Source organism: Flavobacterium cutihirudinis (genome assembly GCF_003385895.1).
Classification (GTDB): Bacteria; Bacteroidota; Bacteroidia; order Flavobacteriales; family Flavobacteriaceae; genus Flavobacterium; species Flavobacterium cutihirudinis.
Map to the genome: position 1 here is coordinate 162,653 of NZ_QRDQ01000012.1, position 14,638 is coordinate 177,290.

The 14,638-nt window shown below is 29.5% G+C and carries 14 protein-coding genes; all 14 read right to left on the reverse strand.

All coding sequences use genetic code 11. The features are described from left to right. Position 1: 1 nt before the first annotated feature. The 14 genes from BD847_RS18870 to BD847_RS18935 all read right to left on the reverse strand — a co-directional run bounded on the left by BD847_RS18870 (position 2) and on the right by BD847_RS18935 (position 14,606). The gene (locus BD847_RS18870; protein ID WP_115889818.1) at positions 2-1,270 is read right to left on the reverse strand and encodes an ABC transporter ATP-binding protein; all 1,269 of its coding nucleotides are present in this window, start codon (positions 1,268-1,270) and stop codon (positions 2-4) included. Positions 1,271-1,311: 41 nt separating this feature from the next. Beyond that, positions 1,312-2,178 carry an ABC transporter permease gene (locus BD847_RS18875; protein ID WP_115889819.1) on the reverse strand — a complete coding sequence of 289 codons (867 nt, stop codon included), beginning with the start codon at positions 2,176-2,178 and terminating at the stop codon, positions 1,312-1,314. 198 nt (positions 2,179-2,376) lie between these two features. Next, positions 2,377-4,344 carry a polysaccharide biosynthesis protein gene (locus BD847_RS18880; protein ID WP_115889820.1) on the reverse strand — a complete coding sequence of 656 codons (1,968 nt, stop codon included), beginning with the start codon at positions 4,342-4,344 and terminating at the stop codon, positions 2,377-2,379. An 82-nt stretch (positions 4,345-4,426) separates the two neighbouring features. Next, positions 4,427-5,311 (reverse strand): glucose-1-phosphate thymidylyltransferase RfbA, encoded by an 885-nt coding sequence (gene rfbA / locus BD847_RS18885; RefSeq protein ID WP_115889821.1) that lies wholly within the window; start codon positions 5,309-5,311, stop codon positions 4,427-4,429. Between the two features lie 64 nt (positions 5,312-5,375). Further along, positions 5,376-6,221: a dTDP-4-dehydrorhamnose reductase gene (gene rfbD / locus BD847_RS18890; protein WP_115889822.1), complete on the reverse strand. Its 846-nt coding sequence runs from the start codon at positions 6,219-6,221 to the stop codon at positions 5,376-5,378. Next, positions 6,221-6,769 (reverse strand): dTDP-4-dehydrorhamnose 3,5-epimerase, encoded by a 549-nt coding sequence (rfbC, locus tag BD847_RS18895; RefSeq protein ID WP_115889823.1) that lies wholly within the window; start codon positions 6,767-6,769, stop codon positions 6,221-6,223. The genes rfbD and rfbC overlap by 1 nt, the downstream gene beginning before the upstream one ends. A 31-nt stretch (positions 6,770-6,800) precedes the next feature. Continuing rightward, positions 6,801-7,922: a DegT/DnrJ/EryC1/StrS family aminotransferase gene (locus BD847_RS18900; protein WP_115889824.1), complete on the reverse strand. Its 1,122-nt coding sequence runs from the start codon at positions 7,920-7,922 to the stop codon at positions 6,801-6,803. Beyond that, positions 7,915-8,340, reverse strand: coding sequence for a cupin domain-containing protein (locus BD847_RS18905; protein ID WP_115889825.1), 426 nt, complete (start codon positions 8,338-8,340; stop codon positions 7,915-7,917). The genes BD847_RS18900 and BD847_RS18905 overlap by 8 nt, the downstream gene beginning before the upstream one ends. After that, positions 8,337-9,302: an MraY family glycosyltransferase gene (locus tag BD847_RS18910; protein ID WP_115889826.1), complete on the reverse strand. Its 966-nt coding sequence runs from the start codon at positions 9,300-9,302 to the stop codon at positions 8,337-8,339. Before BD847_RS18910 ends, BD847_RS18905 begins: the two co-directional genes overlap by 4 nt. Before the next feature lie 100 nt (positions 9,303-9,402). Beyond that, on the reverse strand, positions 9,403-10,293 hold the full coding sequence (locus tag BD847_RS18915) for an NAD-dependent epimerase/dehydratase family protein (protein WP_208641816.1): 891 nt from the start codon (positions 10,291-10,293) through the stop codon (positions 9,403-9,405). Positions 10,294-10,335: 42 nt separating this feature from the next. Then, complete coding sequence (locus BD847_RS18920) at positions 10,336-11,493, reverse strand: glycosyltransferase (protein WP_115889828.1); 1,158 nt, start codon at positions 11,491-11,493, stop codon at positions 10,336-10,338. Positions 11,494-11,557: 64 nt separating this feature from the next. Then, entirely contained in the window at positions 11,558-12,610 is a 1,053-nt protein-coding gene (locus tag BD847_RS18925) for a glycosyltransferase family 4 protein (protein WP_115889829.1), read from the reverse strand. Positions 12,611-12,662: 52 nt separating this feature from the next. Continuing rightward, entirely contained in the window at positions 12,663-13,508 is an 846-nt protein-coding gene (locus BD847_RS18930; RefSeq protein WP_115889830.1) for a glycosyltransferase, read from the reverse strand. Positions 13,509-13,577: 69 nt separating this feature from the next. After that, a complete protein-coding gene (locus BD847_RS18935) occupies positions 13,578-14,606 on the reverse strand; it encodes an EpsG family protein (protein WP_115889831.1) in 1,029 nt (342 codons plus the stop codon). Positions 14,607-14,638: the final 32 nt, after the last annotated feature.

A 14,638-nucleotide genomic window follows, 5' to 3' on the forward strand; every position in this document is an offset into this window, starting at 1 on the left:
ATTAAATCTTCTTTACTGTCCAAGCTGTCTCTTTTTCTTTATAAACTGCCGAATTCTTTTGATAATAATACTCTCTTTTTTCGCTCAATAAAACCTCAAAACTACAAGCTTCCAAAGCATTATCAAATCTCTTTTTTAGAAAATTGTCCGCGAAAAAAATATTTAACTTATAAACGCCTGGATAAAGACTTAACTTTTTAATTTGTGAAGTCAATTCGTAGCTTCCTATTTCATTACAAAATGGAATTTCTTTAAATAAATTTAGTTCATGAACTACAGGAATACCTTCAGAAGAAACAATTTGATAAGAAACTGCAGGATCAACTAAGTTAAATGGGGTGAATAACTTAATTTTAATTTTAAGATCCTTATTAAAATCATGAAAAAAACTTCCCGAATTAGTAATTACCTCAACTCTTTGTATATATGGCTGTTTTGGTTCTAAATATGACTCATATATATTGGTTTTATTAAATTCTGTGTTTAAATAATGTTCTATTGATGAATCAATATCTCCTTCAAAAACAACTTTTCCATGCTCCAAAACTACTCCCCGAGTACACAAGCTTTTAACAGCTGCCATATTATGACTCACAAATAAAACTGTCCTCCCGTCACCTCTTGAAATATCCTGCATTTTACCAATTGCCTTTTTTTGAAATTCAGCATCTCCAACAGCCAAAACTTCATCTATAATCAATATTTCAGGTTCTAAAAAAGCTGCTACAGCAAAAGCCAAACGAACAGTCATACCGCTGCTGTATCGTTTTACAGGAGTATCAATGTAGCGCTCACAACCTGAAAACTCTATAATTTCATCTAGTTTAGAAGCAATCTCTTTTTTAGTCATCCCTAAGATAGCACCATTTAAAAATATGTTTTCACGTCCTGTCATTTCACCATGAAAACCAGTTCCTACTTCAAGAAGCGAAGCAATACGTCCTCGTGACTTAATGCTTCCGGTAGTTGGGGCAGTGACTTTAGAAAGAATTTTTAATAGGGTCGATTTTCCTGCGCCATTTTTACCAATTATACCCAAAACTTCTCCACGTTCTACTTCAAAATTAATATCCTGTAAAGCCCACACATAATCTGAAGTTCCTTTTGTCGAACGATCGTTGGTATCCCCAATTTTTAAATATGGATTTTCTTTTCCTCTGATCTCATGCCACCACCTGTTTAAATCATGGCTGAGGGTACCTGTACCTACTTGTCCTAAACGGTATTGTTTAGAAATATTTTCTGCTTTTAAAATAATATCTTTTTTCAATTTTGAATTGTTGGTCTAATTATGTAAAATAAATTGAGGTTCTAGACAGTATCAATAAAGCTTTTTTCAGTTTTATTAAAAACCAAAAGGCCAACAAAAAAAACAGTTATCGTAACAGCCAGCGTATAAGTTAATCCTAGAAGTGAAATCTGGCCCACATTCAAGAGCATGTATCTTGCACTTTCAATAATGTAAGCCAATGGGTTATATTCAACAAGCCAGCCATAACCTGGCAATTTAGTTTTAATTAATTCCATCGGATACATGACTGCAGAAAGGTACATTAATAATTGTACTCCGAATCCAACCAAATAACTAAAATCACGATATTTAGTTACCATAGATGAAATAAGCATTCCTAATCCCAAACCTAGAATCCCCATCATAATTATTAGTAAGGGAAACAATAAAACCCAACTATTTAAACCTAAGTCTGCTCCCTGAAAATTATAATAAAGATAAAAGGCTACAAAAATTAAAAATTGAATTCCGAATTTTATCAAATTTGAAATTACAACTGAAAGTGGTGTAATAATTCTAGGAAAATAAACTTTCCCAAAAATACCTGCATTACTTGCAAATGTATTAGATGTTCCATTTAAGCAAGACGTAAAATAATTCCATACCGTTATACCCGCCATGTTAAATAAAAACGGAGGAACAGGTCCTGTACTAATTCCTGCAACATTATTAAATATTATTGTAAATGTAATAGCAGTAAATAATGGCTGGATCAAATACCAAAGTGGTCCTAAAACTGTTTGTTTGTATACGGTTATAACGTCCCTTTTAACGAAAAGAAATAATAAGTCTCTATATTGCCAAACCTCTTTAAGGTTAAGCGTGAAAAATTTGTTTTTTGGTGTTATCTCAAACAACCAATCATTTGTATTATTACTAGTATTCATTATCTAATTTAAATTGCAATAAAAAATCCTTTTTAAGTAAAACTTTTCTACAAATTCTGAAATTCATAAGCTTCATAAAAAACACTCTGATTTAACAGGATTTTTACTCTTTTAAAAAATATCTAAAACGCAAAAAGGTGTTTTTATCAAAAAAACACCTTTTTACCAATATCGTGAGAATATAACTATATATTTCAATTATTTATCTAAAACTTCGAATGTAGAATTCATACTTTTAAATTCAGGAACGATTTTTTTCATTTTTGCAACGATATCATCATTGTCATAGAAATCAGCTATTCCGATTAATTCGTCAATTTCAGCATGCAGATTTTCATATTCATCCTGAATTTCCTGCGCAATCATAATTTTGTTATGATAAGTTGGCAACGTTTTAGAAGTATCATTTAATAATTCTTCATATAGTTTTTCGCCCGGCCGTAAACCTACAATTTTTATTTTAATTTCCTTATCTGGAATAAAGCCAGCAAGTTTTATCATTTTCTTTGCCAAATCTATTATTCGAACAGGTTTTCCCATATCGAAAATATAAATTTCTCCACCATTCCCCATTGCTCCTGCTTCCAATACCAATTGACATGCCTCGGGAATTGTCATAAAATATCTGATAATATCCTGATGTGTAATAGTTACGGGACCTCCCTCTGCAATTTGTTTAGTAAATAAAGGAACAACTGATCCGTTTGAGCCTAAAACATTTCCAAAACGGGTTGTAATAAACTTTGTGATTCCCGCAACGTTCTCATTTTGATTCTTCAAATACAAAGACTGAACATATTTCTCCGCTATACGCTTACTAGCTCCCATAACATTGCTAGGATTAACAGCTTTGTCTGTAGATACCATAACAAATTTTCGCACACCATATTTACATGATAAGTCAGCTAAATTTTTAGTCCCTTTAATATTAGTTAAAATAGCCTGCGAAGGATTATCTTCCATCAAAGGTACATGTTTGTAAGCAGCTGCATGAAAAACAACATGAGGATTATAATTTTTAAAAACTTTTTCTAAGGCTTTTTTACTCTTCACATCTGCAATTACGGCCACGATTTTTGTTTCGGAATTCATTGCTAATGTTTCCAAGCATAAATTATGCAATGGTGTTTCAGCATGATCTAAAATAATTACCATTCGAGGATCAAATCCGAGAACCTGTCTTACAATTTCACTTCCGATAGAACCAGCTGCTCCTGTAATTAAAATAGTTTTATCTTTTAATTGTTTAGAAATTGATTTACTGTCTAAAACTATAGGTTTTCTTTCTAATAAATCTTCAATCTGAATATTCTTTACTTTTTGAGAAATTTCTTTTTGATTTTCCCAATCCGAAATTAGAGGAACAGTATATACTCTGTAATTAAACTCCAAACATTGGTCAACGATAATCAATTGCTCTTCTTTAGTCAAACTTTTGTCAGCAATGATTACACCTTCAGCTGCAACAGAGCGCATTAAAGCAGGGATTTTTTTTCGAAGAATCAAAATTGGTAAATCAAGCATACGCTTAGATGCGTTTTGATTGTTTTTGTCAACAAAACCGACAATTTTAAAACGAGAAGGAGTTTCAAATTTCAATGCATTGGCAACTGATATTGCATTGGCATCTGTACCGTAAATGACCGTTCTTATTAGTTTTGTATTAGCTTTTTCAGAAAAATACAACTCAAAAGTTTGCTTCACAACCACACGATACAAAAACAAACCACAAAATGAAAGAACCAAATTGATAAAAAGAGCAGTATTTAAAAAAGCTTTGTGTCCCGTATATAATTCAAAAATTAAATTGAAAAACAAAAAGAACACCAAGACCGACATTTGAGAAAACAACAGCTTTATAGCATCTATATAAGAGGAATGCCTAATAATCCCAGAATATGTTCTAAATAACCAAAAGAAAAATACATTTACAATGATTAAACTTGAAACAATATAAAAATCATGGGTAGTAACTATGTAACCTAATGCCGTTCCCTCAAATAACATATAGGTAAAAGTAAATGAAAAAATCAGCACCATTACATCTATAGCAATAATAATCCACCTAGGCAAATAGCTAAGGTTATTAATATTAGCCCTTAGATTTCTTGGGGAAAAAGAATTATGCAACAAATCGGCTATTTTGGTTTGTTTGTCTGTATTCAATTGTGCTAATTTAGATTCTCATTTCTGTATGTCTTACAAAAATACAAATTAAAGGTTTTAAATAGTGATTTCTTTTAGTAAATTAAATTTTAACACCTTTTCTCTTCTGTTTTAAAAATTCGATCAAGTAAGAACCATAACCAGATTTCACTAATGGCAACGCTAATTTTTCCAACTGAGTATCATCTATAAAACCTTGTCTCCAAGCTATCTCTTCTATACAACCAACTTTCAATCCTTGTCTTTCTTCCAAAACCTGAACAAACTGTCCGGCCTGCATTAAACTATTAAATGTTCCTGTATCCAACCATGCGGTACCTCTGCTTAATATTCCAACTTTCAGTTGTCCTTTTTCAAGATAAACTTTATTAACATCTGTAATTTCATATTCACCTCGTGCGCTTGGTTTTATATTTTTTGCAATTTCTACAACAGAATTATCATAAAAATATAGTCCAGGAACAGCATAATTAGATTTTGGCTCTAAAGGCTTTTCTTCGATCGAAATTGCGTTTTTGTTTTTATCAAATTCAACAACTCCATATCTTTCTGGATCTGCAACGTGATATGCAAAAACAATACCTCCTTCTGGATTCGCATTATCTTTTAAAAGTTGTTGCATATTTGTACCAAAAAAGATATTGTCTCCTAAGACTAGTGCTACTTTATCATTACCTATAAATTTCTCACCAATAACAAAAGCTTGAGCCAAACCATTTGGATCCGGTTGCTCTGCATAACTAAATTTGCAGCCAATTGCACTTCCATCTCCTAAAAGTTTCTTGAAATGTGGAAGATCATGTGGGGTTGAAATGATTAAAATTTCATTAATCCCTGCCATCATCAAAGTTGATAGCGGGTAGTATATCATAGGCTTATCATATACTGGCATTAATTGTTTACTCACTGCTAATGTTAACGGATGTAGCCTTGTTCCTGAACCTCCAGCTAATATAATACCTTTCATAGATTTTAATTTTTAGTTTTTAAAACTCGGAGTCTAAACAAAAATGCAAAACTCAATGTTTATCTTATATAAATATTTTCTTTAAACTTTCTTTATAATTTGGAATCCCAAGATTATAGATTGATTTTATTTTATTTTTATCTAGTAAGGAATAATTTGGCCTTTTTGCTGGAGTTGGATACGATGATGATGGAATACCATTTACCCTACAATTATAATTACCTAACTCTTTAATGTTTAGTGCAAATTCATACCAGCTAATTTCTCCTTCATTGGAATAATTATATATTCCTGGAGCCCAATTAGGCGCATTAATAATGTCAATCATTGCTTGCGCAAGATCAGCAGCATAAGTTGGAGAACCTATTTGATCATTCACAACACTTATCTCTTTCCTCTCTTTCATTAATCGCTGCATAGTCTTGACAAAGTTATTTCCAAATTTACTATATACCCAAGATGTTCTAATAATAATTGAATCTGGATTCTGCTTCAAGCATTCAATCTCTCCTGCCAATTTACTCTCTCCATATACATTTATAGGATTTGTTAATGTTCTCTCATCTAAAGCAGTAGAAGATGTACCATCAAAAACATAATCGGTCGAAACATGAATTAACTTTGCGCTATTTTCTAAAGCATATTTTGCAATTATTTCTACTGCCGAAGAATTAACTATAAAAGCTAAATCTTTTTCGGTTTCAGCTTTATCTACAGCAGTATATGCTCCACAATTTAAAATAATATCAGCTTTAAATTCATTTAATTGAGTAGGCAAAATATCTAGCTTATCTAAACTAATTTTTGTCCTATCAGCAAAGGTCCATTCATATTGCGAATATTTTGATGATAGAACTTGAAGTTCAGATCCTAATTGACCATTTGCTCCTGTTACAAGAATTCTTTTCATTAGAATAAACTATTACAATTTTCTATAAAAGGAAGAATTTGATCTTTTTCAGAAACAATAGCATCATTCAAATTCATTCCCCAATCAATATTTAAGGAAGGATCATCATATTTAACACCACCTTCTGAAGCTTTATTGTAAAATTGGTCACATTTATACATTACTGAAGCCGTTTCGCTTATTACCGAAAATCCATGCGCAAATCCATGAGGAACTAATAGTTGTTTTTTATTTTCTCCTGAAAGCAAAATACTAAATGCTTTTCCATAGGTAGGAGAATCTTTTCTTAAATCTACTGCTACATCGATAATTTCACCTTCTAAAACGCGTACCAATTTAGTTTGAGCAAAAGGAGGATTCTGATAATGCAATCCTCGTAAGCTTCCATACTTGGAGAATGATTGATTGTCCTGAACAAAATCAATATTAATTCCTAACTCCTCAAATTTAGCTTTGCTATAAGATTCAAAAAAATAACCTCTTTCATCTCCAAAGATAGTTGGTTCTACTATTACTAAATCTTTTATAAATGTTTCTTCAATTTTCATTTTTACAAAATAAATCTTATTCTTTCTATTTTTAATTAAAAAAAGTTCTTACTACGTTTACAATTCTTATTTTATCAGCTTCAGTAAGATTTGACCCTGAAGGTAAGCAAAGTCCATTTTCAAATATTTTTTCAGCCACTTTATCACCATAATAAGGATATCTTTCAAAAATGGGCTGCATATGCATTGGTTTCCAAATTGGACGTGTTTCAATGTTTTCTCTTTCAAAAGCTTGTAGTAAATCATTTTTAGCTTTACTTGATTTTAACAAAATCGTATTCAACCAATAATTTGAAAAATAATCTTCATTTTTTGTTTCAAAAAGTTCTGCCTCTTCAACAGTAGAAAAAAGTTCTCGATAAAACAAATGATTGTTTCTTCTAGATTCTATTTTTTCTTTAAGAATTTTTATTTGCCCCAATCCAATGCCGGCACAAATATTACTCATTCTATAATTATAACCAATTTTGCTATGCTGATAATGAATTGCATCATCTTTTGACTGAGTTGCATAGAAGATTGCTTTTTGTTTTAGAGCTTTTGAATTAGATACCAAAACTCCACCACTAGATGTTGTGATTATTTTATTCCCGTTAAATGATAAGACCCCAAACTCCCCAAAAGCACCACATTTCTTTCCTTTATAAGAACTCCCTAATGCTTCGGCACTATCTTCAATAATTGGAATTTCATAGCGGTCAGCAATAGCATGAATCTTATCTACGTTATATGGCATCCCATACAAGTGAACTGCTATTATTGCCTTTGGCTTTTTACCTTTTTTAATCCTATCTATTATCGCTATTTCAAGATTATTAGGACATATATTCCATGTTTCAGATTCACTATCAATAAAAACAGGAGTAGCGCCTTCATATAATATCGGATTTGCAGATGCTGAAAATGTTAAACTCTGACAAATAATCTCATCACCTTGTTGAACTCCTAATAAAATTAACGACAAATGAATAGCAGATGTCCCTGAATTTAATGCTGTTACAAAGGAATATTCACCTAAATAACTCTCAAGTTCTAACTCAAAATCATCTACATTTGGTCCTCCCGACGTAATCCAATTAGACTGTAATGCTTTTTCGACAAATTCAATTTCGAAACCACTTTGTTGCGATAAGGATAAATAAATTCTATTCATTTAATTCCCAATAATCAACAGGATATCTAGTATCATCTTCTTTTACATTTGACAATGGTAAAGTAGAAAATGATATTAACTTCGAGTTTTTTTCTAATGATTCAACTGCATTTGCATATCCTGCAGGAATATAAACAATCTTGCTATCAAATTCAGATACTTCTACAGTTTCAATAGTTAAATCTTTGGAAGGATTTTCCCAACTATCAATTTTCACAAAATGGATTTTAAAAGATCCACTTACACAATAAAAATTCTTTGAATCTAATTTATGCCCTTGCCAAGCCCGGATAGGGTTTTCATCTGAATTAGTTATAATATAAAATCTTTCAATATTATTAAAACTAAAATCATTAACATATGAAATAGTCCCCCGTTGATCTGAAAAATTTCCTCCCTGAATTACTTCTGGACTCATACTTGTAATTTTAAGTTTCTTTTATTTATTAAATAAAATTTTAATGAATACACTAAAAGCAATGGGATAATTACAATTATGAATAGTATATATTCACTTACTTTTTGATAAAGCGAGATTACTAAAATAGAAACTCCAATTTGTGCCAGTGCATAATATAATGAAACTAATCTATGCTGTATTTTGTATTCATTACTAAGAATTTGATATAAATGTAAGCGGTGCGCTTCAAATATATTTTGCTTTAAATAAAGTCTATGTAAAATGGTGCAAACTGCATCAATACCATAAACAGCTAAAAACAGAAACCAAATAATCGAGTTTGTGCTTAAAACTAATTTTAAAAGCAAATAAATAATCCAAAATGCAATAGCAATACTTCCAACATCTCCTGCAAAGCATTTAGCCTTTTTTCTATAATTAAAAAAAAGAAAAACTAGACTTGCAATCATTCCATATTTTATGAAGTTACTATCAATAAACAATTGAATTTTTGTATTAACATATAATAATGAACCAAGAACAACTAAAGTATAAAGACCTGTGATACCGTTAATCCCATCCATGAAATTATAAGCATTAATTAATCCAATGGCAAGTACGTAAGAGATTACAACTCCCCAAATAGGCATAAGCGTAAACAAGTTGAGATCTAAGAAAATTAATGTAATTGCTAAAAAATGGATAGAAATTCTAATTTTATTAGAAAGACTTTGAATATCATCCCAAAAGCTTACTAAACTTACCAATGTAATTCCTGCAAAGAAAAAATAATTGTTTTCAATATGCTGAAAAAAATAAAGAAGAGCCGAAAACCAAAAAATCACACCTCCTCCTCGAAGTGTTATTTCTGTGTGAGAACTTCTTTGGTTTGGTTTATCGATAATATTAAAACGATCAGCAACCTTAAAATAAAGGAGCATTAATATCATTAAAATTAATACCAGTATTGTATATTGCATTTTTAGTAATTTATTTTAAATAATACTCTTCTCAATATCAACATTATTTTGGCAAGCATTATTCTTATTATAGCTATTTTAAAAGTTAATGTAAATATATTTATATAAAAGATTTGATTGTTTTATTTAATCCCTCCTTTGATGAAACTGGAAAATCTTTTTTTAGAGCCTTTTTAATTTTCAAATTACTTACCTCATAATTTTCAGTCAATTTATTCAGTCTTTCTGAATTTAATGGCAATGATAAATAATCTCCAAGCTTTGCAACCGCTTTTATCACCCAAGGCGACACTTCCAAAATAGTACTTTTTTTCCCAAGATTCATTCCAATTATCTGAATCAATTCATTTGTTGACAATACCTTATCATCTGAAATATGGTAAATTCCAGTTGGAATTTCCTCATTTTCTAACAATTCGTTTATCGCAAAACAAAGGTTTTCTACACTTAAAAAAGAACGTCGATTATTAAAAGCACCTAATGGCCAAGGTCTATTTTTCAAAACAAAATTGTATAACAAATTTAAGTTTCCTTTATTTCCTGGTCCATGAATCATACACGGTCTAAGAATATACAATCTCTTATTGGAAGGTAGTTGTTTACTTAAAAGATATTCTTCAGCTTTTCTTTTTGAAATTCCATAATGCGTTCTTGGCGTTGCCACGGTATCTTCCGTAAGGATATCATTAACTTGATCTGCCACAGCTTTAACTGAACTCAAAAAAACAAAAACAGTTGCTTTTGACTTTAAAAAAGAATCAAAAACTTGTTTTGTTAGTTCAAAATTAGCTTCATAATAATCTGTTGGTCTCGACACGTTTTTAAGATCATGAGCTTTTCCTGCTAAATGAATTATCGCATCTACATTTAAATCCATTTTTTGATTAACCGAATATCGAATACTTAGATTCTTTACTAAATGATTTTTCTTTAAATATTCGAAAAGATTGATTCCTACAAAACCTGTGCCTCCCGTGATAATTATTTCCATTATTTAGTATCTAAGGTTACTTTTTCAAGATTTTTTTTGCAATTATTCATTACTTTTAAAGTCATTAAATAGTTTTATTTGTTCGCTAATAAAAAAATCTCGCGAATACAGACTTCGGTTTTTCAAAGAATTCTCTGAAAACAATTTGCTTACATCTGAATTTTGACTTAAGTATTTTATCCTTTCCACAATTTTTACAATATCTTCCGACTTTGACATAGATTTAACTAAATATCCATTAAAATCATTTTTTACAACATCTGAATTTCCTCTTTCATCCAAAGTGATCACTGGCAATCCCATTGCTAATGCTTCCACAATACAAACTGGAAGTCCTTCTTTTTTACTAGGAAACAAAAATACATCAGAGATAGCGAGATACTTTTCTACCTGAGAGGTATATCCAACTTGAACTATATTTTCATTTTCTGAAAGATTAAGTTCTTCTTGTTCTGTAAGTCCTGTGATATGAATAGGATCTTTGCCTCCAATTAATAATAAAATATATTTATTTGGAAATTCATTAGTTAATTTCATGAAACTCTTATATACTAAATCGAATCCTTTGAACTCAACAAATCTCCCTGTATACGTAATTACAAATCTATCATCTATTTTCAATTCTTCTTTAACAACTTTTTTTTCTAATTCTCTAAATTTGCTCGAATCAAATTTATCAATATCACATCCCACTCCACAAGAAGTATATTTTGTAGCTTTCTGCTTAAAAATAGATTTAACTAAAGAAAAATCTTTATTATTTATTGTAAATATCTTATCTAATCTCCAAAAGCAAAACAATTCAACTATTGAAAACATAATTTTTCTAACTCCACTGCTAGCATTCATTCCTAAACCATGAAATGCTCCCCAATAAACAATGTCATTTTTTTTAAAAAAAACTGTTGGAAAAATCCCCGTGGTAAAATGAGCGTAAACTAAATTAGGTTTTATACTTTTAATCATCTGATTAATTTTAGAAGCACTCTTTATTAATTTAATTATAGATGTTGATCTAGGAATATCGATTTTGTGAAAAGTCAAATTATACTTTGCATAATCAAATTTATCGACAATGTTGATAATATTTGATTCAGAACAAATAACATGAACTTGATTTTCATGACTTAAATTTACCGCTAACTCAGCTAAAAAGTTATTAAAACTGCCATAATCGGTAATTACTAAAAGAATTTTCATTTAATATGATTCTATTTTCTGCATTTGTACAATTTAAAGTATTATCACTCCTTTGCAGAATTTTTTATTTTTTATTTTTTTGTTCAAGAAAATCAGAATAACGATCTCCCCAAACTTGGTATGAGTATTTATTTTCAATTTTTTGTCTACCTGATTTTCCGAATTGCTCTCTCAAAGAGACATTTAATATTAATTTTTCAAAAGCATCATACCAATCATCTTGATTATTTATTATAAATCCATTTATACCTTCATCAATTATTTCTTTATTCGCTGGTGCCGCAGAAGCGATAACCGGTAGGCCACAAGCCATATACTGAACTAATTTAAAACCACATTTTCCATTTTCCCACATAGTATCCTCTAATGGCATAATTCCAATATCAGAAGAAAGCAGTTCTTCGACCTCAGTTGCTTCTTTCCAATTAACCAACTCTACATCAATTCCTTCGATCGCAATATCTACACCAATAACTTTCAATTTTATAGGGTACTTCTGAGATAATTTTTGCAATGTTGGAGCAACAATTTGAAGATATTTACCTGTTGAAAGCGATCCAATCCAGACTATTGTAATTATATCGGTTTTATATTCTAGCTTCTTTTTTGGATACTTTTCTAGATTAATAACTGTTGGTAAATATACAAGATTATCACTTTTAATCTCACTAAAGTACCAGTGATTTCCAACGGTAACAAACTTAGCACCATTCGCTAGTTTATCAATCTTATTTCTAAAAAAAAAACGTTTAACAGGATTTAACTTATAGCCAGTAGCAATATAATCATCAAAATCTAAAGCATATGATTTACCTCTTAACAAGAATTTTTCAACAATAAAAGGCACATTGGGAAATAGTTCTTTTTCTATTACTATTAGATCACATTTAGAATATTGAAACATTAAAAAATAAAATCTCTTTAAAACTGAAAGAAATCTTTGAACAATAACCGATTTTTTATTATTGCTATATAAATTAAGGACGTACTTATCGTCAAGTAATGGTTTGAAATTGTATTCAATATGATTTTTATCAAAATAAGGCTTGTAATTATAAAATCTATATCGTGATGAAGCGCCATCTCGATTGTACTTAGACAAAAATAAAACTTTCATTTATAAATATTAAAAATTTAAAATAAGCATTACGCAAAAAAATAGTTTTTGATTAATTAGAAAGCTTACCATATTTTTTGCTTCGGAAATCAACATAACCTTTAAAAATACTTTTAATTTTTAAAAATTTATTTGATTCAAAAAAGAGAATTTTCATTAATTCATTCACAAAAACTTTCATTTCTGAGTTAAAAAATATCTTTGATTTTTTTCTATATCTACTCATCACATAAAATCGATTACGCGTAATGTAATACCTTCTAACATGAGAGTGATTTGTTATAAGTGCTTTTTTATTAAAAAAATTAATATAGCGTGAATTTCCTAACTCATGCTGCAATTTAAAATTTGATAAGTGGAAAATCTTAAAACCAGATGTTTTTAATTTTAAACAATAATCAGTATCCACATAATCAATAAATAATTTTTCATCAAAACCATTTACTAAAGTATAAATGTTCAAGTCAATTATATTACCAGAGGTCATCACAACAATTGGTTCATTGTCTTCAACTAAAAATTTATCGTACTCGGTTTCACCTATTAAATAAGTTGGATAGTATAATGCTATTTTAGAATTTTCATTTGCCTCGATAAATGATATTACATCTTTCTTATTAAAATGTAAAAAATTGCTGTCTTGGTCCATCGTTAAAACCCATCTAAAACCATCATTTAATGCCATTTCACAACCAATATTTAACGCTTTGGCAATACCTAAATTATCGCCATTTGCTAAGTACCTAAATTTTGACTTATTTAATTCTTTAGCTAAATTTTGATTAACATCAACAGAATTATCTATCAAATATACCATATCGACATTTTCAATATAACTACCGACAATTTCACTGATACTATTAATTGGATTATAAAGTATTACAACTGCTGCAAGCATATGATTTTTTTGAAGAATTTTAAATTTAGAAGAATATTTTATTTATTATTTCACAACCTTGATTTTGACTTAAAAAGCAATTAATTTATTATAAAACAATACAATAAAAAAGAAGCATAGTCCTATAAATTCAATGATAAATTTAGAAAAAATTCGCGGAGTAAATCCGTAAAACAATAATGGTATTAAAATAATTTCGGTCACACTGAATAATTCATTAATTCTAAATGCTACAACGGGCATCGTAGAAAAAATTAAAAAAACGACCAATCCTAAACAATAAATTTTAATTAGTAACGTAAAATACTTGTTATTTGAAGCAATAAGATCGTACTTCCACAATAGAAAATAGAAGATTACAATCCTTGCTAGAAAAAGCAAATTAAAAACATTTATTGCTGTTGCTTTTTCGTCGCCCAATTCTTGGAGCTGCTTGTACATTTCCAATTTTTCTTGAACTCCTGGTATAGGTATTACACCTACTAAATTTATTCCTGAAAAATAAACTAAATATCCCAAAGGAATAGAGAGTAACAACCATTGCTTACGAGGTTTACTTCCCAAAAACCATAGAGGTAAAATAACTAATGCCGAATAATGGAAAAAAACTGCAATACTTACAAATAACAGAAATTTTTTCCAATCGCGATCATGTATAGGTTTTAGACATAACATAAGAAAACCAGAAGCAACACCAGCTCTTATTGTTGTTAGCTCTTGTATAATATAAAAATTGGACAAATAAATTAGTAAGGATAGAAACCATAATTTTGTCAACTGTTTAATTGCCAATAATTTTGTCAGAACGCCAAAAAAAGCATAAAGAAAAAACAAATAAGTAATATTAGAATCCAAATGCGCTTGAATAAATTCTGACAGCAATTGAAAAGAAGGTTCAACCATAGAGGTATCGTAATTGAAAAACATTTCTTCATACAATACAGAATCTCTATCAACTCCTATCTCACGTAAAGCGGCTGTAAATATTAGTAGTACCCCAAACCCAAAAAAAATAATATTTTTTTGATAAATATCTTTAGGAGGAATAAAAGCAATTAAAGAAAATATTATAAAAAATATAATCAAAAAATAAATCATATTTTGTCCTTTATAGAATTTCTAAATACTTA

What these genes read in the sequence shown, in the direction of transcription:
- BD847_RS18875 (WP_115889819.1), bottom strand. Translation starts at nt 2,178, where the DNA reads ATGAATACTAGTAATAATACAAATGATTGGTTGTTTGAGATAACACCA.
- rfbA (WP_115889821.1), bottom strand. Translation starts at nt 5,311, where the DNA reads ATGAAAGGTATTATATTAGCTGGAGGTTCAGGAACAAGGCTACATCCG.
- rfbD (WP_115889822.1), bottom strand. Translation starts at nt 6,221, where the DNA reads ATGAAAAGAATTCTTGTAACAGGAGCAAATGGTCAATTAGGATCTGAA.
- rfbC (WP_115889823.1), bottom strand. Translation starts at nt 6,769, where the DNA reads ATGAAAATTGAAGAAACATTTATAAAAGATTTAGTAATAGTAGAACCA.
- BD847_RS18900 (WP_115889824.1), bottom strand. Translation starts at nt 7,922, where the DNA reads ATGAATAGAATTTATTTATCCTTATCGCAACAAAGTGGTTTCGAAATT.
- BD847_RS18905 (WP_115889825.1), bottom strand. Translation starts at nt 8,340, where the DNA reads ATGAGTCCAGAAGTAATTCAGGGAGGAAATTTTTCAGATCAACGGGGG.
- BD847_RS18910 (WP_115889826.1), bottom strand. Translation starts at nt 9,302, where the DNA reads ATGCAATATACAATACTGGTATTAATTTTAATGATATTAATGCTCCTT.
- BD847_RS18915 (WP_208641816.1), bottom strand. Translation starts at nt 10,293, where the DNA reads ATGGAAATAATTATCACGGGAGGCACAGGTTTTGTAGGAATCAATCTT.
- BD847_RS18920 (WP_115889828.1), bottom strand. Translation starts at nt 11,493, where the DNA reads ATGAAAATTCTTTTAGTAATTACCGATTATGGCAGTTTTAATAACTTT.
- BD847_RS18925 (WP_115889829.1), bottom strand. Translation starts at nt 12,610, where the DNA reads ATGAAAGTTTTATTTTTGTCTAAGTACAATCGAGATGGCGCTTCATCA.
- BD847_RS18930 (WP_115889830.1), bottom strand. Translation starts at nt 13,508, where the DNA reads ATGCTTGCAGCAGTTGTAATACTTTATAATCCAATTAATAGTATCAGT.
- BD847_RS18935 (WP_115889831.1), bottom strand. Translation starts at nt 14,606, where the DNA reads ATGATTTATTTTTTGATTATATTTTTTATAATATTTTCTTTAATTGCT.